Annotated in this window: 25 protein-coding genes; 15 read left to right on the plus strand and 10 right to left on the minus strand. The window is 70.5% G+C overall.

Annotated elements, in window-relative coordinates; translation table 11 throughout:
• Positions 1-132: 132 nt before the first annotated feature.
• The 7 genes from HGG74_RS06845 to HGG74_RS06875 all read left to right on the plus strand — a co-directional run bounded on the left by HGG74_RS06845 (position 133) and on the right by HGG74_RS06875 (position 9,743).
• Positions 133-1,359 carry an ROK family transcriptional regulator gene (locus tag HGG74_RS06845; protein WP_312856769.1) on the plus strand — a complete coding sequence of 409 codons (1,227 nt, stop codon included), beginning with the start codon at positions 133-135 and terminating at the stop codon, positions 1,357-1,359.
• A gap of 55 nt (positions 1,360-1,414) precedes the next feature.
• The gene (locus HGG74_RS06850) at positions 1,415-2,527 is read left to right on the plus strand and encodes an NAD(P)-dependent alcohol dehydrogenase (protein ID WP_168485605.1); all 1,113 of its coding nucleotides are present in this window, start codon (positions 1,415-1,417) and stop codon (positions 2,525-2,527) included.
• 217 nt (positions 2,528-2,744) lie between these two features.
• The gene (locus HGG74_RS06855) at positions 2,745-3,227 is read left to right on the plus strand and encodes a nucleoside deaminase (protein ID WP_168485606.1); all 483 of its coding nucleotides are present in this window, start codon (positions 2,745-2,747) and stop codon (positions 3,225-3,227) included.
• Positions 3,228-3,244: 17 nt separating this feature from the next.
• Positions 3,245-4,756 (plus strand): NCS2 family permease, encoded by a 1,512-nt coding sequence (locus HGG74_RS06860; RefSeq protein WP_168485658.1) that lies wholly within the window; start codon positions 3,245-3,247, stop codon positions 4,754-4,756.
• Between the two features lie 61 nt (positions 4,757-4,817).
• Complete coding sequence (locus tag HGG74_RS06865; protein ID WP_168485607.1) at positions 4,818-6,044, plus strand: XdhC family protein; 1,227 nt, start codon at positions 4,818-4,820, stop codon at positions 6,042-6,044.
• On the plus strand, positions 6,035-6,871 hold the full coding sequence (locus HGG74_RS06870) for an FAD binding domain-containing protein (protein ID WP_168485608.1): 837 nt from the start codon (positions 6,035-6,037) through the stop codon (positions 6,869-6,871). Before HGG74_RS06865 ends, HGG74_RS06870 begins: the two co-directional genes overlap by 10 nt.
• A 1-nt stretch (position 6,872) precedes the next feature.
• Positions 6,873-9,743, plus strand: a complete 2,871-nt coding sequence (locus HGG74_RS06875; RefSeq protein WP_168485609.1) for a molybdopterin-dependent oxidoreductase — start codon at positions 6,873-6,875, stop codon at positions 9,741-9,743.
• On the opposite strand, the gene nboR is transcribed toward HGG74_RS06875, so the two are convergent.
• From nboR to HGG74_RS06900, 5 genes are all read right to left on the minus strand, one after another.
• Complete coding sequence (nboR, locus tag HGG74_RS06880) at positions 9,681-10,301, minus strand: nicotine blue oxidoreductase (protein ID WP_168485610.1); 621 nt, start codon at positions 10,299-10,301, stop codon at positions 9,681-9,683. The genes HGG74_RS06875 and nboR overlap by 63 nt on opposite strands.
• Before the next feature lie 95 nt (positions 10,302-10,396).
• On the minus strand, positions 10,397-10,585 hold the full coding sequence (locus tag HGG74_RS06885) for a DUF1918 domain-containing protein (RefSeq protein ID WP_168485611.1): 189 nt from the start codon (positions 10,583-10,585) through the stop codon (positions 10,397-10,399).
• Between the two features lie 172 nt (positions 10,586-10,757).
• Entirely contained in the window at positions 10,758-10,898 is a 141-nt protein-coding gene (locus tag HGG74_RS06890; RefSeq protein ID WP_168485612.1) for a hypothetical protein, read from the minus strand.
• 141 nt (positions 10,899-11,039) lie between these two features.
• Positions 11,040-12,332, minus strand: a complete 1,293-nt coding sequence (locus HGG74_RS06895; protein ID WP_168485613.1) for an MFS transporter — start codon at positions 12,330-12,332, stop codon at positions 11,040-11,042.
• A gap of 99 nt (positions 12,333-12,431) precedes the next feature.
• Positions 12,432-13,235: a VOC family protein gene (locus HGG74_RS06900; RefSeq protein ID WP_168485614.1), complete on the minus strand. Its 804-nt coding sequence runs from the start codon at positions 13,233-13,235 to the stop codon at positions 12,432-12,434.
• A 231-nt stretch (positions 13,236-13,466) separates the two neighbouring features.
• On the opposite strand from HGG74_RS06900, the gene HGG74_RS06905 reads away from it, so the two are divergent.
• Positions 13,467-14,864: an NAD-dependent succinate-semialdehyde dehydrogenase gene (locus HGG74_RS06905; RefSeq protein ID WP_168485615.1), complete on the plus strand. Its 1,398-nt coding sequence runs from the start codon at positions 13,467-13,469 to the stop codon at positions 14,862-14,864.
• Positions 14,865-14,999: 135 nt separating this feature from the next.
• Here HGG74_RS06905 and HGG74_RS06910 read toward each other — a convergent pair whose 3' ends face one another.
• On the minus strand, positions 15,000-16,436 hold the full coding sequence (locus HGG74_RS06910; protein ID WP_168485616.1) for an APC family permease: 1,437 nt from the start codon (positions 16,434-16,436) through the stop codon (positions 15,000-15,002).
• A 178-nt stretch (positions 16,437-16,614) separates the two neighbouring features.
• Here HGG74_RS06910 and HGG74_RS06915 point away from each other — a divergent pair, with 178 nt between their 5' ends.
• From HGG74_RS06915 to HGG74_RS06925, 3 genes are all read left to right on the plus strand, one after another.
• Positions 16,615-16,998 carry an Hsp15 family ribosome-associated heat shock protein gene (locus HGG74_RS06915; protein ID WP_168485617.1) on the plus strand — a complete coding sequence of 128 codons (384 nt, stop codon included), beginning with the start codon at positions 16,615-16,617 and terminating at the stop codon, positions 16,996-16,998.
• 246 nt (positions 16,999-17,244) lie between these two features.
• A complete protein-coding gene (locus tag HGG74_RS06920; RefSeq protein ID WP_168485618.1) occupies positions 17,245-17,880 on the plus strand; it encodes a uracil-DNA glycosylase family protein in 636 nt (211 codons plus the stop codon).
• A gap of 120 nt (positions 17,881-18,000) precedes the next feature.
• Complete coding sequence (locus HGG74_RS06925) at positions 18,001-18,300, plus strand: hypothetical protein (protein WP_168485619.1); 300 nt, start codon at positions 18,001-18,003, stop codon at positions 18,298-18,300.
• 41 nt (positions 18,301-18,341) lie between these two features.
• Here HGG74_RS06925 and HGG74_RS06930 read toward each other — a convergent pair whose 3' ends face one another.
• The 3 genes from HGG74_RS06930 to HGG74_RS06940 all read right to left on the minus strand — a co-directional run bounded on the left by HGG74_RS06930 (position 18,342) and on the right by HGG74_RS06940 (position 20,687).
• Positions 18,342-19,670, minus strand: a complete 1,329-nt coding sequence (locus HGG74_RS06930; protein WP_312856770.1) for an MFS transporter — start codon at positions 19,668-19,670, stop codon at positions 18,342-18,344.
• Between the two features lie 85 nt (positions 19,671-19,755).
• Positions 19,756-19,914 (minus strand): hypothetical protein, encoded by a 159-nt coding sequence (locus tag HGG74_RS06935; protein ID WP_168485620.1) that lies wholly within the window; start codon positions 19,912-19,914, stop codon positions 19,756-19,758.
• Between the two features lie 77 nt (positions 19,915-19,991).
• Positions 19,992-20,687 carry a hypothetical protein gene (locus tag HGG74_RS06940; protein WP_168485621.1) on the minus strand — a complete coding sequence of 232 codons (696 nt, stop codon included), beginning with the start codon at positions 20,685-20,687 and terminating at the stop codon, positions 19,992-19,994.
• A 102-nt stretch (positions 20,688-20,789) separates the two neighbouring features.
• Here HGG74_RS06940 and HGG74_RS06945 point away from each other — a divergent pair, with 102 nt between their 5' ends.
• From HGG74_RS06945 to HGG74_RS06955, 3 genes are read left to right on the plus strand one after another with little or no spacing between them, the layout of a single operon-like run.
• A complete protein-coding gene (locus HGG74_RS06945; protein ID WP_168485622.1) occupies positions 20,790-21,746 on the plus strand; it encodes a diacylglycerol/lipid kinase family protein in 957 nt (318 codons plus the stop codon).
• Positions 21,747-21,797: 51 nt separating this feature from the next.
• Positions 21,798-22,109 carry a hypothetical protein gene (locus tag HGG74_RS06950; RefSeq protein ID WP_168485623.1) on the plus strand — a complete coding sequence of 104 codons (312 nt, stop codon included), beginning with the start codon at positions 21,798-21,800 and terminating at the stop codon, positions 22,107-22,109.
• Between the two features lie 41 nt (positions 22,110-22,150).
• Positions 22,151-23,824, plus strand: coding sequence for an alkaline phosphatase D family protein (locus HGG74_RS06955; protein WP_168485624.1), 1,674 nt, complete (start codon positions 22,151-22,153; stop codon positions 23,822-23,824).
• Here the strand turns inward: HGG74_RS06955 and HGG74_RS06960 are convergent.
• Positions 23,787-24,719: a LysR family transcriptional regulator gene (locus tag HGG74_RS06960; RefSeq protein WP_168485625.1), complete on the minus strand. Its 933-nt coding sequence runs from the start codon at positions 24,717-24,719 to the stop codon at positions 23,787-23,789. The genes HGG74_RS06955 and HGG74_RS06960 overlap by 38 nt on opposite strands.
• A 99-nt stretch (positions 24,720-24,818) precedes the next feature.
• Here HGG74_RS06960 and HGG74_RS06965 point away from each other — a divergent pair, with 99 nt between their 5' ends.
• Positions 24,819-25,844: an MBL fold metallo-hydrolase gene (locus HGG74_RS06965; protein ID WP_168485626.1), complete on the plus strand. Its 1,026-nt coding sequence runs from the start codon at positions 24,819-24,821 to the stop codon at positions 25,842-25,844.
• Positions 25,845-25,855: the final 11 nt, after the last annotated feature.

The following is a 25,855-nucleotide window of genomic DNA, read 5'->3' on the forward strand; positions in this document are numbered from 1 at the left end:
TCCTAACTGAGGACCTTCTGCGGGAGCTGCCTTGCGGCCGGAACCTTTTAGTGGTGGTCTTTATTTAGTCTCTAAATTTATGCTCCATTAGTATTATCGGAACCAGAACCGCCCGACGTCAAGAGGTTTTTCGTGGACAAGACCGCCACCACCCCGCAGGTGCTGCGCCGGGCCAATCTCGCCGCTGTGCTCGAGGTCATGCGGGCGTCGTCGGCAGTGACCGGCACGGACCTGATCGAGGCGACCGGGCTGACCCGCGCCACGGTGATTGCCGTCTGCGATGACCTGATCCGCCGCGGCTGGGTGCGCGAACTCCAGGCCCCCAAGGGGCCGGGCCCGCAGAAGGGCCGGCCGGCCCGGTACTTCGCCTTCAACGACGCCGCCGGCTGCGTGCTCGGGCTGGACGTCGGCATGGCCACCGTCACGGTACTGGTGGCCGACCTGAAGGGGCGCGTGCTGGCCAGGACCTCGAAGCGCTTCGCCAAGGAGCCGGCCACGGCGGCGCAGCGGCGGGCCACCATTACCCACGCCGTCGACCAGGCGCTGGCATCGGCCGGGCTCGGGCACCCGGCCGTGCTGGCCGCCGGGATTGGCGTCTCCACCGTCGTCGACCGGCACGGCAACGTGGCGCCGGGCCACCGGCTGGCCCCCTATTTCGACCTCGGCCTGCAGACCGAGGTGTGGAAGGAGTACGGCTGGCCGGTCCTGCTGGAGAACGACGCCAACCTGGCAGCGCTGGCCGAACACTGGTGCGGCGCAGGGGCCGGGGTGGACGACCTGGTGGTCATGCTGGCCGGCGAGAGGATCGGCACGGGCCTGATCGAGTCCGGGCGGCTGCTGCACGGCAGCAGCGGCGGCGCAGGCGAAGTCGGCACGCTGGAACTGGTCGACGGCGTCGGCAGCCATGACGGCATCGCCCGGCTGGCCCGGCGCTGGGGTACCGAACTGCTGGCCTCCGGAGAACCCACCCTGATCCGCGACCTGGTGGGGCCCGGAACCACCAGGGTGTCCGCGCGGTTCGTCTTCGAGGCGGCAGCCGCCGGGGACGCCGCGGCGGCGGACATCCTGGAGCGGATCGGCCGCCGGATGGCACGGATCATTGCCCTGCTGGGCACGTTCCTCAACCCCGAACTGGTGGTGATCGGCGGCGCGGTGGCTTCCTCAGCCGCCATGCTGCTGCCCACCATCACCGCCGAGCTGCCCCGGCTGAGCGGGACGCCGCCGCAGGTGGCCGTTTCCGGCCTGGGCGATGCGATCGTGGCCACCGGGGCCGTGCGGCTGGCGCTGGACTATGTGGAGCAGAACGCGCTCGGGCTCACGCCGGCCCAGCCGCAGCAGGACCCGCGCGCCCTATCCTAGAGCCAGGCCCGCCGTCGTCCGCCGACTGCCAACCGGTATCCGTAAGGAGCACAGCATGAAGATCAACGCACTGGTCGTCCAGGAAAAGAACGCGCCGTTCGTGGCGGAGGAGCTTCAGCTGGATGCCCCGGGTCCCGGCGAGGTGCTGGTGAAGATCACGGCCACCGGCGTGTGCCACACGGACGCCATCACCCAGGCCGGGGACCTGCCGCTACCGCTGCCCGGGGTGCTCGGGCACGAGGGCTCGGGTGTGGTGGCGGCCGTGGGCGAGGGCGTGCACAACGTGGCCGCGGGCGACCATGTGATTATCGGCTGGCCGTTCTGCGGCGAATGCCGCAACTGCGAGCGCGGCGAGCACCGCTACTGCCTCCGGCTGGGCGAGGCGCTGGTCTCCGGCGCCCGGTTCAAGGGCCCGAAGGCCGGCACCTCGGCCTACACGCGCGCAGACGGCTCGGCCGTTTCCGGCCACTTCTTCGGCCAGTCCTCCTTCGCCGACCACTCCCTGGCGCTGGCCTCCTCCGTGGTGAAGGTGGACCCGGACGTGCCGCTGGAACTCGTGGGCCCGCTGGCCTGCGGCATCACCACCGGCGCCGGCGCGGTGTTCAATACCGCCAGGCCGCAGCCGGGCGAATCGCTGGTGGTCTACGGCGCCGGCGCTGTTGGCCTGGCCGCTGTGATGGCGGCGAAGAACACCCCGGCCACCACCATTATTGCCATCGACCTGCACGATTCCCGGCTCCAGCTGGCCCGGGAGCTCGGGGCCACCCACACGATCAACCCCACCCAAGCTGATACCTTGGCGGAGATCCGCCGGAGCTGCGGCGGGACGGCGGACTACGTGCTCGAATGCACCGGCTCGATCCGCGTGGTGGAGGAAGCTGCCGAAGCCGTCGGCATGCTCGGCACGCTCATCCTGATCGGCGGTGCCCCGGCGGAGGCCAGGTTCTCCCTCGACCACCTGCGCACTCTCTGGGGCAAGCGCGTTGTCGGCACCCTCGGCGGTTCCAGCACCTCCAACCGGCTGATCCCGGCACTGATTGGGCTGTACCGGCAGGGCCGCTTCCCGTTCGACCGGCTGGTGCGGTACTACGGCATCGACCAGATCGAGACGGCAATGGCGGACAGCAAGTCGGGCGAAACGATCAAGCCGGTGCTGCGGCTCGAATAAATTCCATGATGCAATAAAGAAATTTCAGAAAAGGTGTGGCTTCGGTCACCTCCGGCTGTTAGAGTTTTTCTTGCCAAAGGCGGGCACCCGTTCAACGGGGGCTATCTACCGGGCGCTACCAACCTAAACAGCAATCGCCGAAGCTGAGGTCACTGCCGCCCGCGCCGTTGAGCGCCTGGGGCCTGTGGCCCGCTTCCGATGACAGGGAGCCGCCACCATGAGTGCCACCACAACCAGCCAGCAATACCTGGCCATGGCCGTTGACCTCGCCTCGAGGAATGTCCTCAATGCCGGTGGGCCGTTCGGCGCCATCGTCGTCTGGCCGGACGGCCAGGTCTTCGAAGGCGTCAACCGGGTGACCGCCAACAACGACCCGACGGCCCATGCCGAGGTCGTGGCCATCCGCACCGCCGCCGCCTCGCTGGGCACCTTCGACCTGACCGGAGCCGTCCTCTACAGCAGCTGCGAGCCCTGCCCGATGTGCCTGGCCTCGGCGCTGTGGGCCCGGATCAGCCGCGTGGTGTTCGCGGCGGACCGCGACGACGCCGCCCGGGCGGGCTTCGATGACGCCCTCTTCTACAACTACTTCGAGGGCACGGACAAGAGCCTGATGCCGGTAGTGCGCGACGGCCACCAGGAGACGGACTACCTGCAACCGTTCCGGCTCTGGGACGGGCTCGAAACCAGGATCGACTACTGAGGCAGGCCGTCATGGCGATGACGATCCCTCCCCGGTTCCGCCGCGACACCGCGCAGCCGCAGGGCAGCACCACCGCACCGGCCGGCCGGCCGGGCCCGGCAGCAGCCCTGCTGGACCACTACTTCCAGATCACCGCCCGCGGCTCCAGCCTGGGCCGCGAATTCCGCGGCGGCCTGGTCACCTTCTTCACGATGGCCTACATCGTGATCCTCAATCCACTGATCCTGGGCGGCTTCGGGTCGGATTCGGCACCGACGGACGTGGCCGGGAACTGGCTGCCGGCCGCGCAGGTCGGGGCCGTGACCGGACTGACCGCCGGCGTGATGACCATCCTCTTCGGCCTGGTCGCCAACCTGCCCTTCGGCCTGGCCGCCGGGCTGGGCATCAACTCCTTCCTGGCCGTCGCCGTCATCCAGGACGTCACCTGGCCCGAAGCCATGGGGCTGGTGGTCATCAACGGCGTCCTGATCGTCATCTTCGGCATGACCGGGGCCCGGACCGCCATTTTCCGGGCCATCCCGAAGGACCTCAAAGCCGCCATCACGGTGGGCATCGGGCTGTTCATCACGTTCATCGGCTTCGTGGACTCCGGCTTCGTCCGCGCCACCGAGGCCGGCCCGCCCGTGCAGCTGGGCGACAACGGCTCGATTACCTCGGTGCCGACCCTGGTGTTCGTCGCCGGGCTGCTCATCATGGGCGGCCTGGTGGCCCGCAAGGTCCAGGGCGGGCTGCTGATCGGCATCGTGGCCACCACCGTGCTGGCCGCCATCCTCGAGGCGGTGCTCACGCTGGGCCCGGCCTCGCCGGAGAACCCCGGCGGCTGGCACCTGAACACCCCGGTGCTCGCCGGGCAGATCCTCGCGGTGCCGGACCTGAGTCTGGTCGGCCAGTTCGACCTGCTGGGCTCGTTCAGCCGGATCGGCGTACTGGCCGCGACCATGCTGGTCTTCACGCTGGTCTTCACCAACTTCTTCGACGCCATGGGCACCATGACCGGGCTGGCCAAGAGCGCCGGGCTGGCGCACGCGGACGGCACCTTCCCGCGGCTGAAGTCCGCCTTCATTGTCGAGGGCTTCGGCGCGGTGGCCGGCGGCGCGAGCTCCGGCTCCTCGAACACGGTGTACGTCGACTCGGCCGCCGGCATTGGCGAAGGCGCCCGGACCGGGCTGGCCTCGGTGGTCACCGGCGCGCTCTTCCTCGGGGCCATGTTCCTGACCCCGCTGACGTCCGTGGTGCCGATCGAGGTGGCCGCCTCCGCACTGGTGGTCGTCGGCACGCTGATGAGCGCGCAGATCCGCGAGATCAACTTCAAGAAGTTCACCGTGGGCATGCCGGCCTTCCTGACCCTGATCACCATGCCGCTGACCTACTCCATCGCCAACGGCATCGGCGTCGGGTTCATCGTCTGGGTGCTGGTGCACACCGCCGCAGGCAAGGCACGGAAGATCCATCCGCTCATGTGGCTGGTGGCCGCGGGCTTCCTGGTCTACTTCGCCCGCGGACCCATCGGCGCGCTGCTGGGCGGATAGCAGGCATCGGGCGGCACCGGAGCCCGAAGGGTTCCGGTGCCGCCCCCTGAAAGGAATCATCATGTTGAATCTGGGTTCATCCCTGCCCGGCTGGCTGGAAGCCGCCGGCGGCCGCTGCGCCGCGGCCACGATCATCGGCGCGTCCGGCTCGGTGCCGCGGCCGGTGGGAACCTCCATGCTGGTCGCCGAATCCGGCGAGGTCCTCGGCTCGCTGTCCGGCGGCTGCGTGGAAGGCGCCGTCGTCGCCGCGGCACTGGAGGCCCTCGAGGACGGCAGGCCCCGCCGCGAGCACTTCGGCTTCAGCCGCGAGGACGCCCTCGCCGCCGGGCTCACCTGCGGCGGGGAACTGGACGTGCACATCGAGCCGCTCGACGGCGAGGGCGGCGGACTGCCGCCGCGCCTGCTCGCCCTGCTGGCCGGCTTCGGTCCGCAGGAGCCGCTGGCCTTGGTCCGCCGGATCGACCCCGGCGGCAGCGGGGCCCTGCTGGTGCCCGGCCCGCAGCGTTTCCGCGCCGCAGACTACCTGGCGCAGCTGCAGGCCCTGGCCGGGTCCGCCACCGCCGCCCGGTCCGCGGCGGCACAGCTGTCCGTGCTGCTGCCCGCCGGACACACCGGCCTGCTGCGGCTTGGCGGCGAGGCGGACTGCGCAGCGGGTGACGGCGGCGAACCGCCCGCCCTGCTGGTCCAGACCCGGCTGCTGCCGCCGCGGATGCTGGTGTTCGGTGCCAATGACTTCAGCGAGGCCCTGCTGCCGGCCGCGAAGCTGCTCGGCTACCGGGTGACGCTCTGCGATGCGCGTCCGGCCTTTGCCCGCCAGCTGCGCTTCGGCACCGCCGACGACGTCGTCACCGACTGGCCGCACCGCTACCTGGCCGCCGAAGCCGCCGCCGGCCGGATCGATGCGCGCACCGTGGCCTGTGTGCTCACCCATGACCCGAAGTTCGACCTTCCGCTGCTGCAGACCGCGCTCGGCCTGGACCTGGCCTACCTCGGAGCCATGGGCTCGCAGCGCAGCCACCGCCGGCGGGTGCAGGAACTGCTGGCGGCCGGCGTCGAACCGGCGGCCCTGGCCCGGCTGCGCTCGCCCATCGGCCTGGACCTTCAGGCCGCCACCCCGGCCGAGGTGGCGGTATCGATCACGGCGGAGATCATCGCCGGCCGGAACCCCGCCGCCACCGGCCGGCCGCTCTCGGCCTGCGCCGGCCCCATCCACGCCGCCGCAGGATCCGCACCGGCCGCCGCGGACCTGGCCCCGGCCCGCACCGGAGGAGAACCCGCATGGACCTGAACACGATCGAGGCGGTGGTACCCACCGCGGACCCCGCCCGGTGGCGTCCCGGCGATGCCTGGCTGGCCGGCGGCACCGTGCTCTTCTCCTACGGCAGCGATACGCTGCGCCGGCTGCTGGACCTGGGCCGGGCCGGCTGGGAACCGGTCACCGTCAGCGACGACGGCATCGACCTGGCCGCCACCTGCACCATTGCCACGCTCTACCGGCTGCCGGACTCCCCCGGCCTGGCCGGCCGCTGGCCGGCCCTGGAGCTGGTCCGTCCGTGCTGCGATTCCTTCGTCGCCTCCTTCAAGATCTGGAACATGTCCACGGTGGGCGGCAACATCTGCACCTCGCTGCCGGCCGGGCCGATGACCTCGCTCTGCGCCGGCCTGGACGGGGTGGCCGCCATCCTGTCCCCGGACGGCACGCGCCGCGCCCTGCCGGTCGCCCAGCTGGTCACCGGGGACGGCAGCAACGTGCTGGAGCCGGGCGAACTGCTGCGCAGCATCCGCCTGCCGGCCCATGCCTTGGCCGCGCGCACGGCGTTCCGGCGGTTGTCGCTGAGCAACCTCGGGCGCTCCGGCGTCCTGCTCATCGGCAGGCTCGACGCCGGCGGCGGTTTCGTACTGACGGTCACCGCATCCACCAAGCGCCCGGTGCAGCTGCGCTTCGGCGCCGCTGCCGCCCCCGGCCCGCGGGACCTGGCCGAGGCCCTGGACGCGGCCATCGAACCGGCGCTGTACCACGACGACATCCACGGCCTGCCCGCATGGCGCCGGGACATGACCTACCGGCTGGCCGAGGAAATCCGCGCCGAGCTGCTGAGCGAAAGGAGCGCCTGAGATGGCGATGGAGATCAACGGGGAACTGCACGCCAACGCCCCGCGGCCGGGCCAGTGCCTGCGCACCTTCCTGCGCGAGGAGGGCATGCTGGGCGTCAAGAAGGGCTGCGACGGCGGCGACTGCGGCGCCTGCACCGTGCACGTGGACGGCGAGCCGGTGCACAGCTGCATCTACCCCGCGGTGCGCGCCGACGGCCGTTCCGTCACCACCATCGAGGGGCTGGCCGGGACTGTTCCCGGCCAGGAGGGCCTGCACCCGGTGCAGCAGCAGTTCCTGGACGCCCAGGGCTTCCAGTGCGGCTTTTGCTCCGCCGGGATGATCATGACCGCCGCCACCTTCAGCGAGGAGCAGAAGCAGGATCTGCCGCGGAACCTGAAGGGCAACCTTTGCCGCTGCACCGGCTACCGTGCCATCGAGGACGCGGTGCTGGGCCGCGACGGCGGCGGCTGCTCACATCCGGCCGACGCCGCCTGCGCCCTGGATCCAGAGCCCGGCGCGCAGTCCGGGCCCCGCGCCGCAGGGGCCGACACCCCGGCCCCGGCCGCGCCCGCCGTCGTCACCGGCACCGCGCGCTACACCCTGGACGTGCCGGCGGAGCAGCTGCCCGGGCTGCTGCACCTGAAGCTGGCCCGCTCGCCGCACGCCCATGCCCGGATCCGCGCCATCGACACGAGCGCTGCGCTGGCGGTGCCCGGCGTCGTCGCCGTCTTCACCCACCGGGACGCACCGGCACAGCTGTTCTCCACCGCCCAGCACGAGCTGTACACGGACGACCCGGACGATACCCGGGTGCTCGACGACGTGGTGCGGTTCAAGGGGCAGCGGGTGGCAGCCGTCGTGGCCGGGACGGTGGCGGCCGCCGAGGCCGGCGTGCGCGCGCTCAAGGTGGACTACGAGGTGCTGCCGGCGGTCTTCGCTCCGGAAGCCGCGCTGGCCCCCGGCGCCCCGCTGCTGCACGCGGACAAGCCTGCCGCCTCCCGGATCGCGGCCCCGGAGCGCAACATCGTGGCCGAGGTGCACACCGAAATCGGCGATGTGGCCGCCGCCCTGGCCGCCGCCGACGTCGTCCACGAACAGACCTACACCACCCAGCGGGTGCAGCACGTGGCCCTGGAGACGCACGCGGCCATTGCCTGGACGGAACCGGACGGCACGCTCACCGTGCGCTCCTCCACCCAGGTCCCGTTCCTGGTCCGGCGCAGCCTGGCCCGGATCTTCGACCTGCCCGCGGGACAGGTGCGTGTCACCGCCGGACGGGTCGGCGGCGGATTCGGCGGCAAGCAGGAGGTGCTCACCGAGGACATTGTGGCCCTGGCGGCGCTGAAGCTGGGCCGGCCGGTACAGCTGGAGCTGACCCGCAGCGAGCAGTTCCGGGCCACCACCACCCGCCACCCGTTCAGCATCCGGGTCAGGGCCGGCGCCCGCCGCGACGGCACCCTGGCTGCGCTCGCGGTGGAGGTCACGGCCAACACCGGGGCCTACGGCAACCACGGCCCGGGCGTGATGTTCCACGGCTGCGGTGAATCGATCGCGGTCTACCGCTGCCCGGCCAAGAAGGTGGACGCGCGCAGCGTCTACACCAATACCGTGCCGGCCGGCGCGTTCCGCGGCTACGGGCTGAGCCAGATGATCTTCGCGGTGGAGTCGGCCCTGGACGAGCTGGCCCGCCGGCTGGACCTGGACCCGCTGGAGTTCAAGCGCCGGAACATGGTCGGCGACGGCGATGCGATGCTCTCCCTGCACGCCGAACCGGAGGCGGACGTGCACTACGGCAGCTACGGACTCGACCAGTGCGTGGAGCTGGTCCGCACGGCGCTGGAGCGCGGCCGCGAGCGCGGCGCGGACGGCCGGGAGCTGGGCCCGGACTGGCTGATCGGCGAGGGCACGGCGCTGTCGATGATCGACACCGTCCCGCCGCGCGGCCACTTTGCGCACAGCATCATCGCCCTGGTGCCGGAGGGCTACCGGCTGGACGTGGGGACGGCCGAATTCGGCAACGGCACCACCACCGTGCACACCCAGCTCGCCGCCGAGGCGCTGGGCACCTCTCCGGCCGCGGTGCAGGTGCGCCAGTCCGACACCGCGCTCACCGAACATGACTCCGGCGCCTTCGGATCCACCGGAACCGTGGTCGCGGGCAAGGCCACGCTCCTTGCCGCGCAGGAGCTGGCGGCGCTGCTGCGCTCGTTCGCGTCCGAGGTCAGCGGCGTGCCCGCGGAGCAGTGCGTACCGTCGGAGGCCGGGGTGGACTGCGCCGGCAACCTGCTGGACTTCGGCCGGCTGGCCGCCGCTGCCGCGGAGCGCGGCACGCAGCTGGCGGCCGAGGGCCGCTGGGGCGGCACGCCGCGCTCGGTGGCGTTCAACGTCCACGGGTTCCGGGTGGCGGTGCATTCCGGCACCGGCGAGCTGGCCATCCTGCAGAGCGTGCAGGCCGCCGACGCCGGCGTCGTGGTCAACCCGCGCCAGTGCCGCGGGCAGATCGAAGGCGGCATCGCCCAGGCGCTCGGCGCGGCGCTGTACGAGGAGGTGCTGATCGACGACGGCGGGACGGTCACCACCGATATCCTGCGCCAGTACCACATCCCCACCTTCGCGGACGTGCCGCGCAGCGAGGTGTACTTTGCGCGCACCTCGGACTCGCTCGGACCGCTGGGCGCCAAGTCCATGAGCGAAAGTCCGTTCAACCCGGTGGCACCGGCCCTGGCGAATGCGCTGCGGGACGCGACCGGAATCCGCTTCAGCACGCTGCCGCTGGCCCGGGACCGGATCTACCTGGCGCTGAAGGCCGCCGGGCGCGTCCCGGAGCCGCTATCCCTGGTAGCCTCCGAGGCGGAACAGGTCCGCGGGTGTGTCGATGTCCCCGCCGTCTGACAGATCCGAGCAGTCCACCACGTCGACCAGCCCGGGATGGGCGGCCAGGAAATCCCGGGCCCCGGCGTCGCCGCTGGCCTGCCGGGCCGCCGCGGCGGCGGGCCCGGGGGCAAAGAGCACCGGATGCCCGCGCCGCAACGCCCCGCCGGGAGCGCGGTAGCCGGCGGCGGTCACCCGTCCGGGCTGGTGCGCCGCGATGAGCCGGCGCACCAGCGGCGCTGTCACCCCCGGCTGGTCCACGAGGGCGACCAGGACAGCATGCCCGGCGGGCGCGGCGTTGACGCCGAGCCGGAAGGAACCGCCCATGCCGGCGGCCCAGTCCGGGTTCTCCAGCACCGTGCAGCCGGACAGGTCCGCGGCCTGCCGGACGCGGGCGGCCTCGGCACCGAGCACCACGCACACGTCCGTGCAGCCGCCGTCGGCCAGCACGGCGGCCATTTTCTGCACCAGCGGAATTCCTCCTGCCGGCAGCAGCGCCTTCGGCCCGCGGCCCAGCCGCGTGCCCGCCCCGGCGGCCAGCAGGACGGCACTGACCGGGGTCCGGAGGGTGGAAGCCATGCGGCCACTATAGGCCGCCGGCAGTACCAAAGGTCACGGGGCATAAGGAACGGCGGCGCCGGAAACCGGGCGCCGCCGTCGTCCGCTGCCGGTCGTCAGGTGGCGGACTTCTCCACGACGAAGTCACCGCCGGGGAAAACGACAGACTCGTGCCCGTCGTCGAACCGGACAAAATACGGCGGTGCCCCGCCTTCGCCCCGGACCTCGAGGATCTCCCCGTGCCGGTCCGGGGACTCCACCGTCCGGCCCCGGATGATGATCCGGTCACCTTTCGCTGCGTTCATGGCCTATCACCTCCTCTGTCCCCAAGCGTACGGATCCGCACCGTCCGGGGGAACAGCCTACCGGCGTGTCCTGCCGCCCGGCCGGGGAACGGCGACGGCGGCGTCCGGGCAGGCCAACCGGCCCAACCGGGCACCGCCGTCGTGCGGAGCCGCGTCCGGCTCCTGGCAGGCGTCAGTGCTTCCGCAGATGCGCCACCGGATCGGCGGGAGCGCCACCGGTGGCCTTGGCGCGCTTTTCCGCCCGTTTTTGCTTGATCGTCAGCCCCTTGGACTGCTTTTTCTGCTCATGCCGATGCGGCGACTTGTCACGCATGGTGTACTCCCTCACGGAGGGCCCGGGCGGGCCGGAATCCTTACGCTGTGTCCCCCACCTTCGTACGATACGCCCGTTGCGCCCGGATGCAAGGGGGCATGAAGCGGCAGGCCAGGGTGGACTCCCGGACCACCTTTTCACTCAGGCGGCGGCTTCGGGCACGGGCTCGCGCTCGGGTTCCGGAGCCCGCCGCAGCGCCAGCAGCGAGAGCGCGGCCAGCCCGCACAGCACGGCGGCGGAGACCCAGGCCAGCAGATAGCTGCCGGTGGACTCGCGGATCCAGCCGGCGGCCGCGGCGGCCACGCCGGCACCGACCATGTGCGAGGCGAAGACCCAGCCGAAGACGATCCCGGCCCGTTCGAGGCCGAAGTGGATCCGGCACAGCGCCACGGTCGGCGGCACGGTGGCCACCCAGTCCAACCCGTAGAACACGATGAACAGCCACAGCGGGGGCTCGATGCCGGGCCCGAGCAGGGAATTGACGAAGACCAGGGACAGCCCGCGCAGGCCGTAATAGGCGACCAGCAGCAGCGCGGGGTTGAAGCGGTCGGTCAGCCAGCCGGAGGCCACGGTGCCGGCAATGTCGAACACGCCGATCAGGGCCAGCAGTCCGGCCGCCGTGGCAGCGGGCATGCCGTGGTCGTGCGCGGCCGGGATGAAATGTGTCTGGATCAACCCGTTGGTTGACCAGCCGCAGACCCAGAAGGTGAAGACCAGGATCCAGAAGGCCCGGGAGGAGAGGCTGTCCCGGAGCACCGTCAGCGCCAGCCGTCCGGCGGAGATTTTCGCGGGGCCAGGCGCGGGCACGGGCTGCGCCGGGTCCTCACCGAACGGCCGGCGCCCGATGGCCTGCGGGCTGTCGGCGAAGAAGAGCGCCATGAAGGGGATGATGGCGGCGGCCACCAGCGCGCTGGCCAGGGCGGCTGCCCGCCACCCCGGATGGTGCGTCAGGGCGACGATCAGCGGCAGGAAGACCAGCTGCCCGCAGGCGTTGGCTCCGGAGAAGAAGCCCATCACCAGCCCGCGCCGGGTGGCGAACCAGCGGTTGGCCACGATCGAGCCGAACACCAGTGCCATGACGCCGGTGCCGGTGCCGACGAACAGGCCCCAGAGGAGCCACAGCTGCCACAGCTCGGTCATCACCACGGTCAGACCGCTGCCCAGCGCGGTCAGCGCCAGGCCTGCGATGACCACCCGCTTGACGCCCAGCCGCTCCATGGCCGCGGCGGCAAAGGGCGCCGTCAGTCCGTAGACAACCAGGTTCAGCGTGACGGCGCCGCTGGTGCCGGTGCGGGTCCCGCCGAACTCGGATTCGAGCGGCTCGAACAGCGCCCCGGTCGTAGATCGGAAGGCCGCCCCGGCCACCAACGCGAGCAAGGTCAGGACTGCGATGATCCACGCCGGGTGGACTGCTCTCAGGTTCCGGACAAGCACCCGTCGATTCTAGGGCAACCCGCCGGCAGCCCGGGACGGCGGGGCAGGCCGCCGGCGGCCCCGCCGCCAGGCCCGCGCCGCCGCGGCCGGACGCACTGCTCAGCCGCCCGCGCCGCCGGCGTCGGGCATCTGCGGCTTGATCACGGCGAACACCTCGCCTTGGGCGCCGGCCAGGATGGACATGCGCCCATAGGGGCTGTCCGTCGGCGGGAACAGGGCCTGGGCGCCCAGGTCCTGCGCCTTGGCAACCGAGGCATCCACGTCCTCGACGGCGAACCAGGCCAGCCAGTAGTTCGGCGCGCCCGCCGGAATGCTGCGGTCATCGTAGAAGCCGCCGGCGGCCTCGCCGTCGGCCCGCTTGAACGTGGCGTAGCGAAACTCGTCGGTATCGCCCAGGTCCTCGTAGCTGTAGCCGAAGACCTTGGCGTAGAAGTCCCTGGCGGCCTGGTACTCCCGGGTGTGCAGCTCGCTCCAGACCAGGGTGCCGGGCTCACCGTAGCGGCCGACGCCGTGGTGCGCTTTGGCCTGCCACAGGCCGAAGGCGGCTCCGCCGTTGTCCATGGCCACCGTCATCCGGCCGGCGTCCAGGACGTCGAAGGGCGGCATCATGAGGCTGCCGCCGGCGTCGGTCACCGCCGCGGCCGCCGCGTCGGCATCCTCGGTGGCCAGGTAGGTGGTCCACACGCTGGGCATCGGGCCTGCGTTCGGCGGCTTGGGTCCGATGCCGGCCACCGGGCTGCCGCCGAGCAGGGCCATCAGGTAACCGCCGGCTTCCTGCGGGCCGTCCTGGACGTCCCAGCCGAAGAGGGCGGTGTAGAAGCTGCGGGCGGCCTGGACGTCGTCAACCTGGCAGTCGATCCAGCATGGGGCTCCGACGGGCCAAGGTTCGTTGCGGACTGGCATGGGGCACTCCCTTGACATTGATGGGTTGGTGCGCCGGCCGGCCAGCGGCCGGTGCAGTCGTGAATCTAGCAGCCGGATCGGACAACTTGAACAGCAGTTTCCAAATGCCCGGCGACGCAGTATCTTTATGAATGTTGTTCATTTCACATTTCCGGACTTCCGCGAAATGATGGCAACAGGGCGGCTTTCCTGTACCCAGCCGCGCCTTGACACCAGATAGGAGCCTTGGCTGTGACAACCACTTCCCAGTCGACGAAACTCGGCTACCGCGTGCAGAACCCCGCCACCGGGGAGGTGGTGGAGGAGTTCCCCACCGCCACCGACGCGCAGATCCAGGACGCCCTGACCGCGGCGCACGAAGCCTACCTGTCCTGGCGGGAGGTCCCGATCGCCGAGCGGGCCAAGGTGGTGGCCCGCGTCGGGCAGCTGTTCACCGAGCGGGCGGACGAACTGGCCGCGATCATCACCGAGGAGATGGGCAAGCCGCTCTCCCAGTCCAAGGGCGAGGCCGAGTTCTGCACGGAGATCTTCGACTACTTCGCCACCGAGGGCCCGGCCCTGGCCGCGGACCAGGAAATCAAGGCCATCGGCGGCGGCCGGGCGGTCATCGAAAAGCGCCCCGTCGGGGTGCTGCTGGGCATCATGCCCTGGAACTACCCCTACTACCAGGTGGCCCGCTTCGCGGCCCCGAACCTGGTCCTGGGCAACACCATCATCCTCAAGCACGCCGAGACCTGCCCGCGCTCGGCCCTGGCCATCCAGCAGATCATGGACGATGCCGGGGTGCCGGCCGGCGCGTACGTGAACGTCTTCGCCTCCCACGGGCAGATCGAGGACATCATCGCCGATGAGCGCGTCCAGGGCGTGTCCCTGACCGGCTCGGAGCGGGCCGGCGCGGCGATCGGGGCGATCGCCGGGCGCAACCTGAAGAAGGCCGTGCTGGAGCTCGGCGGCTCGGACCCCTACGTGGTCCTGGACGCCGCGGACGTCAAGGCTGCCGCGGCGGCCGCCTGGGAGACCCGGATGGAGAACACCGGGCAGGCCTGCAACTCCAACAAGCGCATGATCGTCATGGAGGACATCTACGACGAGTTCGTCGCCGAACTGGCCCGCCAGGCCCAAAACCTCAAGCCCGGCAACCCGGCCGAGGAGGCGCCGGGCACCTTCGCCCCGCTCTCCTCCCGCGCCGCTGCCGAGGGCCTGGCCGAGCAGCTGCGCGACGCGGTCAACAAGGGCGCCACCCTGCACGCCGGCGGCAGGCTCGTCGACGGTCCCGGCGCCTACCTGGAGCCGGCCGTGCTCACCGGGGTCACCCCCGAAATGCGCGCCTGGCACGAGGAGCTCTTCGGCCCGGTCGCCGTGGTCTACAAGGTCTCCAGTGACGAAGAAGCCCTGAAGCTGGCCAACGACACCCCCTACGGGCTCGGCGGGGCCGTCTTCAGCACCGACACCGAACGCGCCCGGGCCCTGGCCGAGCGCCTGGAGGTCGGCATGACCAACGTCAACGGCGTCGGCGAAGGCGCCGACCTGCCCTTCGGCGGCGTCAAGCGCTCCGGCTTCGGCCGCGAACTCGGACCCCTGGGCATGGACGAATTCGTCAACAAGCGCCTGCTCTACATCGCCGAATAAGGATCGGGGCGCTCACGCGCCACGGCAGGTCCCCGCGCCCCATCCGACATCGGACAGGCAACAGCGGCGGCGGCACCGGAAGGTGCCGCCGCCGCTGTTACTCCACCTGCATGGGTGTCAGTGCGCTCAGCGGACTCAGCGGGAGCGCTGCCGCACCGCGGCCAGCACATGCTCTTCGGCTTCCGGCCCCGGCTTGATGCCGGCCGGAACACGGAAGAGGTAGATAATGCCGATGATCCACCACAACCCGAACAGAATCCAGGGTTCGATGCCCAACTGGGCCGGCATGCCCGGCATGTACAGGCTGAACAAGGCCACGCCCAGCACTGCTGCGGCCACGCCTATCACCAGGCCGCCCTTGCCACTGCCGCCAACGCGCAACGGACGGTCCATCCCGGGTTCGCGGCGGCGCAGGATCAGGAAGGAAATGGCCACCAGGGTGTAAGCCAGCACGATGCTCGGGGCACCGGAATCCACCAGCCAGCCCAGCATCTGGACGCCGAAGAACGGCGCCAGGAAGCTCAGGGTCCCAATGAACAGCAGGGAGTTGTGCGGGGTTCCGTACTTCGGGTGCAGGCGGCCGAACCATGCCGGCAGCATGCCGGAGCGGGCCAGCGAGAACATCAGCCGGGACGCCCCCAGCAGCAGGGAGTTCCAGGAGGTAAGAATGCCGGCGATGCCGCCGGCAATAAGCACCTTGGCCATGAGGTCGGAGCCGAACATGGCGCCCACTGCGTCGGCCGTCGCGATGTCGGTCTGGGCAAGTTCGCCGGCAGTCATGGCAGAGGAAGTGGTCAGCACCACCATGACGTACCAGATGGTGGCCAGAATGACCGAAACCACTACCAGCTTGCCGATCTGCCGCGCCGGGATGTTCACTTCCTCGGCGGACTGCGGGATGACGTCGAAGCCGATGAAGAGGAACGGAACCACGACCAGCACGGCGAAGAACCCGTTCATGCCGCCGGTAAAGAACGGCTGCATGTTCGAGACTTCGCCGCCGGTGAAGGCTCCGGCAATCATCACCAGTCCGATGGCCAGCAGGAACAGCACGACGAAGTTCTGGACGATGCCGGCTTCCTTGACGCCGCGGATGTTGATCCACGTAATGACGACGGCGGCGACGGCACCAACCAGCGCCCAGGTCAGGTGCACGTCGAAGCCTGCGACGTTCCAGAGCTTGATCTGGCTCAGGTCCGGGAAGATGTACTGCACGGTCCGCGGCAGGGCCACCGCTTCAAAGGCCACGATGGTCACGTAGCCGCCGATAATGGCCCAGGATCCGATGAACGAGGTGCGCGGGCCCATTGCCCGCATGATGTAGTTATGCTCGCCGCCAGCCTTGGGCATTGCGGCGCACAGTTCCGCATAGGTCAGGCCGACGACACCCATGATGACGCCGCCAGTGACCATTGCCGCTACCGAGCCCATGGTGCCGGCTGATTCGAGCCAGCCTCCGGTCAGGACCACCCAGCCGAAGCCGATCATGGCGCCGAAGCCGAGTGCGAGGACGTCCAAGCGTCCGAGAACCTTTTTCAATGAGGGTTCGGTTTCGTGTTGTGACACGGCCATACCGATCTCCCCTTCCTATTTCCGTAAATGCCGATCCGGCATGAAATCCAACCGCTCAACGGTACTATCCGCCGCCCGGCCGCCCGAATCCGCGCGGCCGGCACCCTGCGGCGCCCCTCCGGGGCCGGACGGCGCCGCATCCGCCGTCGTCCGGGGTCGGCTAAACTCAGGTTCCACCATGAGCACATCCACCAGCTCTCCCAGCACCGTCCGGATCGATGCCTGGCTCTGGGCCATCCGCGCCTACAAAACCCGCTCCGCGGCCACCGCTGCCTGCCGCGCCGGGCATGTGCGGCTAAACGGCAACCCGGCCAAGGCGTCCCAGACGGTGGTGCCCGGGGACACCATCCGCGTCCGGCAGCCCGGCTACGAACGCATCCTGGAGGTCAGGCGACTGATCGCCAAGCGTGTGGGCGCCGAGGCCGCCTCCCACTGCTTCACCGACCACACCCCGGAACGTCCACCCATGCCCGCCCTGGGCCTGCCACAGCGCGACCGCGGCACCGGCCGGCCCACCAAGAAGGAACGCCGGGAGCTGGAACGCCTGCGCGGCCTGCGCTGACCGGGCCCTGCCGGGCGTGAGCCAGCGAACACCGGGGCGGGCGAATCTGCCGGCTGCCGGTTGCTCACGCCTGCCGGCCTCCCCACCGCTCTCTTCGTTCGCGGCGTGGCCCCTCGGCCGGTAGACTTGTACGGCCCGTTCAGGCGGCCAGCTCCCCCAGCTGCCGCCCCACCCGCACGCCCCGCCCCGCGGCCCGACCGCAGACTCGGGTGTGCGCGCACGATCCTGCAGGAGACACAGCCCTACATGCATGGCCTGGCCACCGATTCCGTCCACGAGCAGCTCCACGACCGCCGGTTCGACGAGACGATCGCCGAGGTCAACCGGCTCTGCGATTCACTCCGGGACCTGAAACCGGGCACCGAGGTGCCCTATGTGGACCCGGTCCACAACGCCGAGGAAGCCCGCGTGGTCAGCCTCTTTTCCAACACCGGCAGCGCTCCCGCCTCCGGCTTCATCGAGGCCGGCGACCAGGAGGCCACCACCCGGATGCTGGGCATCCAGTGGCAGCTGGGGCTGCGGCCGGAATGCATCATGCCGTGGAACGTCCACCCGTGGTTCACCCCCGGCCAGGCCAACGGCAAGCTCGCCCCGGAGCAGATTGCCGCCGGGCTCAAGCCGCTGCTGCGCCTGCTGGCGCTCACTCCCCGGGCCTGCACGCTGGTGGCCCATGGCACCGAGGCCCACAAACTGGCGGCCCTGCTGCTGAAGACCCAAAACCCGCTGCTCTGGCGCCGCGGCTTCAAAACCTACAAGGTCCGGTCCCTGAGCGGCCGCGGCTTCGCCGGCTCGGCGGAGAAGCAGGCGCAATGGCTGGACGAGATGCAGCAGGCCTACGCCGATTCGATGGCCCGCTGCGGGTTGCCTCGCCGCGGGCAGTAGCGGACAACGGCGACGGCGGCTCCCGGGCGCGCCGCGCCCCGGATCCGCTGCCCGGGTCCGGGGCGTGGCGCGTCCATTCGCGTTATAGGCTGGGGGCATCCAGCGATCCGAGGAGATGCCATGAGTGCCCTGCTGACCCCGCTCATTACCAGCGCCGGGCTGATCGGCGGCTTCAAGACTGCCCGGGCCACCGGCAACCGGCCCCTGGGCGGCGCGGTGCTGGCCGCCGCCGGAGGTGCTGCCTACAGCATCTGGCAGCGCGAGGCAGGCACCGGTACCGCGGCGGCACTGACCGGCGCCTACCTCGCGGCCTTCGGCCTGTCGCACCCGCTGGCCAAGAAGATCGGGGCCTGGCCCTCGGTCTACACCGTCAGCGCGGCCACCGCCGTGGCCTCGCTGGTTTTCGGCCGCCGGCGCTGACCGGCCGCCGATCCTGACCGGAAGTTCGCCTGGGACGGCATCTACCGGCCGATTTTTGAGCCGACAGCCGCGTCCACCGGCCGGTTTTTGGGATGGGCGGCGGGAGTGTCCTCGATGTAGCGGCGCTTGTTGATCATGACCGCCCCGGCGAGCATGACCAGCACGCAGCCGGCGAGCAGGGCGAAGGACGCTGTCCAGCTGCCGGTGGCGTCCCGGACAATGCCGAACAGCAGCGGCGCAAGCCCCGCCCCGGCATAGCCGATGCCCTGGCTGAAACCGGCCAGCACCGAGGCGCCGTGGGTGGTCCGCGAGCGCAGGTTCATCATCAGCAGCGCGGTGGCGAAGGTGCCCTGGCCCAGGCCGGCGAAGGTGACCCACCACCAGGTCCCCGCCATCGGGGCCAGGTACAGGCCCAGGTGCCCGCCGATCCAGCAGGCGGTGAACACCAGGATGGCGAAGATGGGGTTGCGCATCCGCGGCACGACCAGCGGCACCAGCAGGCTCACCGGCAGGCCCAGGATCGCAAAGTACGCCAGTGCGGAACCGGCCGCCGCCACGTCCAGGCCCTGGCCGGCCAGGTACGGCGGCAGCCAGGTGAAGTACACGTAGGTCTGGGCCGAGTTGCCGGCCAGGAAGATCGCCAGGCCCCAGGCCACCGGGGACTTCCACGGGTTCAGGTGCTGCACCGGTTTCGGTGCGGACGGCACGGCTGCCGCGCCGCCGGCCTTGGCGGGCGTGCCTGCGGCCGACGCCGCGTGCGCTGCGCCGCCGTCGTCCCCGGCCCGCTTCGCCTGGCGGTCGCGCAGCAGCTGCACCGCCCAGGGCAGCAGCACCAGCGCGCTCATCAGCGCCCAGACGGCGATCGACAGGCGCCAGTCCGACAGCCGGGCCACCGGCACCGCCAGCTGCGGGCTTGCGGCGGTGCCGACCGCCAGCAGCGTCACGTACCCGGCCGTGACCAGGCCCAGCCGGTCCGGGAAGTATTTCTTCACCAGCGGCGGCAGCACCACGTTGCCCATGCCGTAGCCGGCCATGACGAGGGCGGAGAGGATCAGGAACGGCCAGACTCCGCCGACCGCGGCGCGCCCCAACTGCCCGGCCACCGCCAGCAGCACGGAGGCGACCAGCACCCGTTCAAGCCCCGCCCGGCGGATCAGCGCCGGAGTTCCCAGTCCTGCCGCAGCGAAGACCAGCGGCGGCAGCATCGCCAGCGCGCCGATGGTCACGGCGTCGAACCCGAGCTCCGGGCCCATGGTGCCCAGCAGCGGGGAGACCACCGAGACGGCCGGACGCAGGCTGAGCCCCATCAGCAGGATGCCCAGCAGGGCGCCGATCCGGCCCCGCCACGGCTTGCGCAGGAAGTAGTTCACTGACCCAGCCTAGCCCGGCCACGGCCCTGGGCTGCGTGCAGGGGAACCTCCCGATGGCACGGCCGGCCGACGTCCCACCCGCCGGTCAGTGCCTGTGGAACGCTGCCGATCCGGACTGGCCGGCACCGGGCTGCGGCCAGCCGCTTCCGGTTCCCGGCCAGCCACCCCCGGAACGCTGCGCGTGGATGGCGAAGGCGGCAAGGACGATGAGAACGGTGAGGGTGATGAAACCGAGAATCTCCATACCTTCAATGCTCGGCAGCCCACACACTCCGGAATAGTGGCAGATTCGACGATGTCCGCTAAATTACCGCCAGCGCGTCATTCCGGCGGGGCCGGTTCCCTGGCCCTGCTGTAGGCCGGCTCCCGCAGCAGGCGGGTCCACTCGTAAACGGCCGCCCCGGGAAGCGGATGCAGCACCGGGTCGAACCGGAGTCCGGTGTCGGGGCGGGCCGGATCAAGTCCCAGGGACAGCGTCCCGAACCGCTGCCACCGCCCCCAGGGACGGGCATGGTAGAGGGCCAGGGTCCAGGTCCGCCCGCGCAGCGCCCGGCGGAAGTCCTCCGGCGGCGACGGGAGCGGTGCGGCGCTGCCCAGGGTGCGGGCGGCCAGCAGGACCGGCCCGCGGGTGCCCTTGTACGGCATCAGCGTGGAAAACGCGGCCCCCGACACCTTCCGGCGGGGCAGCAGCAGGAACCTGCCGGGCCGCGACAGGCCGGTGGAAGAGAACAGGATGTCGAAGCTGCCGGCGCCGTCGGCAACCCGCAGGGCCAGGCCCAGGACATCCGGCAGTGCCTTCGGCAGGCCGGCCGCGCGGGACAGGCGGGCCTGGACCGGGGCGGTGCCGGGGGTGTCCAGCCAGGACACGCCGCTGGCCCGGCCAGCCGGCAGGCATTCCACGACTCCGGTCAGGGCCACCCCTGCCGGATGGATGGGGCGGTCCGGACGGATGGCCTTAATCGTGCCGAACACCCGCCGGAAACCCTCGCCCGCCAATCTGCTTGCTCCGAATCGCATGAAGCCTCCTGTGTTCCACCCCAGCATGTGCTAAAGCTGGTGCATAGAAAAGGTCCGCCGAGCCCTGTGGCGGTGCAACTGAAGTTCCCAACCAGGAAGGACATGATGGCCGGATCCGATCCGCAGCGCGCCGCCGTGGTATTCAACCCAACCAAGAAGACCGCAGAGGATCTGCGGGCCCTGACCACGAAGCTGTGCCTGCAGGAGGGCTGGGCCGAGCCGCTGTGGCTGGAGACGACCGTGGACGACCACGGGCAGGGCATGGCCAAGCAGGCGCTGGCGGAAGGCGTGGACCTGGTGATGGCTGCCGGCGGCGACGGAACCGTCCGCTGCGTCTCGGAGGTGCTCGCCGGCACCGACACGCCCCTGGGCCTGCTGCCGCTCGGGACCGGGAACCTGCTGGCCCGCAACCTGGACATCGGCATCAACGACCCGCAGGCTGCGGTCCTGGACGCCCTGAACGGGACCGAGCGGCGGATCGACGTGGTGCATATCAACGTGGACCATGCCCAGGACTCCCACGTCTTCCTGGTGATGGCCGGGCTCGGCTTCGACGCCGCGGTCATGGGCGATACCCGGGACGACCTCAAGGACAAGGTGGGCTGGCTGGCCTACGTGGACGCGGGAATCCGCAACCTGCCGGGCAAACCTGCCCGTACCAGGATCAGCATCGACGGCCGGAAGCCGTTCTACCGCCGCGTCCGCAGCGTCATGGGCGGCAACTGCGGGAAAATCGTGGGCGGGCTGGAGATCTTTCCCGGCGCCCGGCTCGACGACGGACTGCTGGAAATCATGACGGTCGCCCCCACCGGCAAGCTGGGCTGGCTCGCGGTCATTGCCGGCCTGATCCGGCGCGGCAAGGGATCGGACCCGTCGATCGAATACTTCCAGTGCAAGTCCGCCGAAATCCAGGCGCTGGTGCCGCAGGAGATCGAGATCGACGGCGATCCACTGGGCAAGGGCACGCACCTGTCGCTGCGGGTCCAGCCCCGGTCGCTGCGCATCCGGATGCCATACGGCCGGAAGGACCCGGCGATACTCAGCCAGACGATGCCCTGAGGACCGGGGCGGCCCCGGACGCAGCCGCCGGCCGGCGCGTACACTCGTGGCATGGAATTCACAGGTGACTATTTCGCCGCGGCCGCAACCGCGGGAACCGACGGCGGCCGGGTCCCGGTGCGCGTGTACCGGGGAGCCGCGGGGCTGAACGCCATCCAGCTGGGCGAAGCCCTGGACAACCCGGAACTGCTCGAAGGCAACTGGCTGCTGCTGCGCACCCTTCCGGCCGCGTCCGACATCGCCGGCAGCCTGGCCGCCGATTTCGCGATCACCTGCACGCCGGGCGAGAGCTGGGACGTCGGACAGTGGCGGATAGTGCAGCTGCAGGACTTCCGCCTGGAACCCGGGGACCAGGGCGGCTAGCCACGCTAGCCGGGGGCGGAGCAAGCAGGTACAACTAAGTCATGACGGAATCCCCGCTGGTGCTCGGCCCCATGATGCGGTATGTCGACGAAACGACCGCGAGCATCTGGGTGGAGACCCGGGATACGGCCCGCGTCGCCGTCCGGGCCGGCGGGAACGCCTGGACGGCACGGACCTTCGCGGTACACGGCCACCACTACGCCCTCGTCGAGGTTGGCGGGCTGGCACCCGGCAGCGTCACGCCCTACACCCTGGAGATCGACGGGGCCGCGGTGTGGCCGGAGCCCGGCGCCGGGTTTCCGCCGCCGGTCATCGCCACGCTGGAGCCGGACAGGCCGCTGCGGCTGTCCTTCGGGTCCTGCCGCACCAGCGTCCCGCACGACGAATCCGGCAACCGGACCCACGGCGTCGACGCCATGCGCGCCTACGCGCTGCGGATGGCCTCCGGCGACGGCGGCGCCCGGCCCGACCTGATGGTGTTCCTCGGGGACCAGGTCTACGCCGATTCCACGAGCGAGCAGATGCAGGAGTTCATCCGGGCCCGGCGCGACATGGACGAGCCGCCCGGCAAGGAGCTCAAGGACTACGAGGAGTACGCCCACCTCTACTCCCTGGCCTGGTCCGACGAGGCCAACCGCTGGCTGCTGTCCACCCTGCCCAGTGCCATGATGTTCGACGACCACGACATCCGCGACGACTGGAACGCCTCACTGTCCTGGAAGAAGAAGATAGGAACCACCGACTGGTGGCATGAACGGATCGTCGCAGGGCTGGCCTCCTACTGGGTCTACCAGCATCTGGGCAACCTCTCGCCCGCCCAGCGCGCCGAGGACCGAATCTGGCAGAAGGTTGCCCGGCACGAGGACGAGGCCGAACTCGACCTGGGCGCGGTGCTGGACGACTTCGCCGCGCGGGCGGACCGGGAACCTGCGAGCTACCGGTGGAGCTACTGCAGGGACTTCGGCGAGGTGCGGCTGCTCATGGTGGACTCCCGCGCCGCCCGCGAGCTGGATCCCCGGAACCGCTCGCTGCTCGACGAGCAGGAAATGGCCTGGCTCGACAGCCGGTTGCAGGGCGGATTCCGCCACCTGCTGGTGGGCACCTCGCTGCCGTTCCTGCTGCCGATGGGGCTGCACCATATCGAATCGTGGAACGAGGCCCTCTCCGAAGGTGCCTGGGGAAAGGTGTTCGCCTGGGTCGGCGAGAAGCTGCGGCAGGCAGCCGACCTGGAACACTGGGCGGCGTTCCAGCAGAGCTTCCGGAAGGTGGCGGACATGGTGGCCGAAGTGGCCGACGGCAAGCGCGGCCCCGCTCCCGAAACCATCACGTTCCTCTCCGGCGACGTGCATTTCTCCTATGTGTCCGAAGTGGAGCGGACCGGCGGCAGCCGGATCGTGCAGGCCGTCTGCTCCCCCATCCGCAATCCGCTGCCCCGGCTGATGAGGTCCTTCACGGCGGTCTCCTCCTACGGGCTGGCCGCGCCGGTGGGCGCGCTGGTGGCGCGCTCGGCCAAGGTCCCCGACCCGCCGTTCCGCTGGTCCCGGTTGAAAGGGCCCTGGTTCGAAAACTGCCTGGCCTTCCTGGAGGACACCCCGGAGGGACTGAAGCTGTGGTGGAAGACCGGGGTGGTCGACGCCGGCGACCACCTGCATCCGCGGCTGGAAACCGCCGTCGAGCTCACGGTGTCTCCCCGGGTGCCTGCCCCGCACCGCTGAGGGCGGCGTCTTCCCGGCTGAACCGGATCGCTTCCTCCACCCGCCGCGGCGGACGCACTCCGGGCGGCAGGACGGCCACGATGGCGTTGTCCGGCAGCTCGTCCGAGACCGGGACATAGGCCACGCGCCGGTCATCGAAGGTCACCGTGGTGGCCGGCCTGGAGTTCACGAAGGAGAAGCCCAGCCCGCGGGCCACCAGGGACCTGATGGTTTCCATGTTGGTGCTGGGCCAGCGCAGCTTCGGCTCGATGCCGGCCGAGCGCATCATCCCGGTCACCCGCTCGATCGTGGGCGGCTGGTCCAGCAGAATGGCCGGTTCGTCCTGGACCTCCCGCAGCGAGATGCTCTCCCGTCCCGCCAGCGGGTGGCCGGCGGCCAGCATCAGCTGCGGCCGCACCTTGGCAACCTCCGCCTGGTCCAGCCCGTCCAAGGCCTGCAGGGCATACACGAAGGCCAGATCCAGCGTCCCCTCAAGCACCCCCTGCTGCAGTTCGACGGCGCCGCCTTCCCGGAAGGTCACGTTCACGGCCGGGTAGCTGCGGGTGAAGTGCTCGACCAGGCCGGGCATCAGCCGCGGGGACACCGATGCCATGCAGCCGATCCGCAGTTCGCCGCGCATCTGGTCGAAGCCGCCGGCCACCGCCGTCTCGATTTCGCCCACCATGCCCAGGATGCGCCGGGCGCGTGCCGCCAGTTCCGTTCCGGCAGGTGTCGGCACCACTTTCTTCGACCGGGTCCGGATCAGCAGGTCCACCCCCACGGCATGCTCCAGCTGCGCGATGGCCATGGAGGCCGCAGCCTGGGAAATGTTGGATTCGCGCGCCGCTGCGGTGACGGAACCATGGTCCAGCACGGCGACGAAGTACTGCAGTTGCCTCAGGGTGAATTCGCTCATCAGCTGGCCTTATCGATCTCATCAAATTGATTGACTATTCAGATTATGTGATGCCGGCCACAATGGAAACAAGCACGAAAACTTCCAGGAGGAATCCCTGTGGTCAGTTCCGACCTCGCTCCCCGCGTCGTCACCTTGGGCACCGCCGGCGGCCCGAAGTGGTGGGCCGCCCCGGGCGGCTGCCGGCGCACCGGCATCGCCACCGCCGTCGTCGTCGGCACGTCCTTCTACCTGGTGGACTGCGGCCACGGCGTCGGCCGGCGGCTCAGCCAGGCCGGCCTGAAGCTGGCGGACCTGCGCGGCATCTTCATCACCCACCTGCATTCGGACCACACCGTGGACCTGGCCAGCCTGGCCATTTTCGGCCTCTACGAGCTGCTCGGCCGCACCGGCGACCCGGTGAAGATCATCGGTCCGGGCAACCGCGGCATGCTGCCCAAGGCGTCGCCGCGCGCCACCGCGGCGCCGCAGCCGCTGGCACCGCACCGGCCGACCCCGGGCACCCGGGAGATGTTCGAGCAGCTCATGTTCGCCCACGCCACGGACCTGAACGACCGGATCATCGACAGCCTGCGCCCCTCCCCGTTCGAGCTGTTCGAGGCTTCGGACATCGAAATCCCGGCCGGCACCGGCTACCACCCCAACGACAACCCGACCCCGGCCATGGACCCGTTCCCGGTCTATGAGGACGACCTGGTCAAGGTCAGCGCCATCCTGGTCGAACACCCCCCGGTTGCCCCGGCCTTCGGCTTCCGCTTCGAGACCGCCGGGGGCTCGGTGACCTTCTCCGGGGACACCACCTACACGCCGAACATGGTCACGCTGGCCGCGGACACGGACCTGCTGCTGCACGAGGCCATCGACTTCGACTTCGTGGAATCCGTGTACGGGGACAAGACCGATGACGGTTCCCGCGCGGCGCGGGACCACCATTACAAGTCCCACACCAGCGTCAGCGACGCCGCGAAGCTCGCCCAGGAGGCCGGCGCGAAGCAGCTGGCCCTGCACCACCTCGTGCCCGCCACCGCGGACGAGGCCGTCTGGAGGCAGGCTGCGGCGCACTACGACGGCATCTTCCACCTCCCCGACGACCTCGACGTGATCGAGCTGAAGCCCCACCGCTAAGAAGTCCTGCC

This window comes from Arthrobacter mobilis (genome assembly GCF_012395835.1).
Taxonomy (GTDB): domain Bacteria; phylum Actinomycetota; class Actinomycetes; order Actinomycetales; family Micrococcaceae; genus Crystallibacter; species Crystallibacter mobilis.

Coding starts and splice junctions, on each gene's coding strand:
- HGG74_RS06950 (WP_168485623.1), top strand. CDS start 21,798: ATGGAATTCACAGGTGACTATTTCGCCGCGGCCGCAACCGCGGGAACC.
- HGG74_RS06900 (WP_168485614.1), bottom strand. CDS start 13,235: ATGCCAGTCCGCAACGAACCTTGGCCCGTCGGAGCCCCATGCTGGATC.
- HGG74_RS06920 (WP_168485618.1), top strand. CDS start 17,245: ATGCATGGCCTGGCCACCGATTCCGTCCACGAGCAGCTCCACGACCGC.
- HGG74_RS06935 (WP_168485620.1), bottom strand. CDS start 19,914: ATGGAGATTCTCGGTTTCATCACCCTCACCGTTCTCATCGTCCTTGCC.
- HGG74_RS06955 (WP_168485624.1), top strand. CDS start 22,151: ATGACGGAATCCCCGCTGGTGCTCGGCCCCATGATGCGGTATGTCGAC.
- HGG74_RS06940 (WP_168485621.1), bottom strand. CDS start 20,687: ATGCGATTCGGAGCAAGCAGATTGGCGGGCGAGGGTTTCCGGCGGGTG.
- HGG74_RS06960 (WP_168485625.1), bottom strand. CDS start 24,719: ATGAGCGAATTCACCCTGAGGCAACTGCAGTACTTCGTCGCCGTGCTG.
- nboR (WP_168485610.1), bottom strand. CDS start 10,301: ATGGCTTCCACCCTCCGGACCCCGGTCAGTGCCGTCCTGCTGGCCGCC.
- HGG74_RS06915 (WP_168485617.1), top strand. CDS start 16,615: ATGAGCACATCCACCAGCTCTCCCAGCACCGTCCGGATCGATGCCTGG.
- HGG74_RS06910 (WP_168485616.1), bottom strand. CDS start 16,436: ATGGCCGTGTCACAACACGAAACCGAACCCTCATTGAAAAAGGTTCTC.
- HGG74_RS06925 (WP_168485619.1), top strand. CDS start 18,001: ATGAGTGCCCTGCTGACCCCGCTCATTACCAGCGCCGGGCTGATCGGC.
- HGG74_RS06865 (WP_168485607.1), top strand. CDS start 4,818: ATGTTGAATCTGGGTTCATCCCTGCCCGGCTGGCTGGAAGCCGCCGGC.
- HGG74_RS06855 (WP_168485606.1), top strand. CDS start 2,745: ATGAGTGCCACCACAACCAGCCAGCAATACCTGGCCATGGCCGTTGAC.
- HGG74_RS06850 (WP_168485605.1), top strand. CDS start 1,415: ATGAAGATCAACGCACTGGTCGTCCAGGAAAAGAACGCGCCGTTCGTG.
- HGG74_RS06870 (WP_168485608.1), top strand. CDS start 6,035: ATGGACCTGAACACGATCGAGGCGGTGGTACCCACCGCGGACCCCGCC.
- HGG74_RS06875 (WP_168485609.1), top strand. CDS start 6,873: ATGGCGATGGAGATCAACGGGGAACTGCACGCCAACGCCCCGCGGCCG.
- HGG74_RS06890 (WP_168485612.1), bottom strand. CDS start 10,898: ATGCGTGACAAGTCGCCGCATCGGCATGAGCAGAAAAAGCAGTCCAAG.
- HGG74_RS06945 (WP_168485622.1), top strand. CDS start 20,790: ATGATGGCCGGATCCGATCCGCAGCGCGCCGCCGTGGTATTCAACCCA.
- HGG74_RS06860 (WP_168485658.1), top strand. CDS start 3,245: ATGACGATCCCTCCCCGGTTCCGCCGCGACACCGCGCAGCCGCAGGGC.
- HGG74_RS06885 (WP_168485611.1), bottom strand. CDS start 10,585: ATGAACGCAGCGAAAGGTGACCGGATCATCATCCGGGGCCGGACGGTG.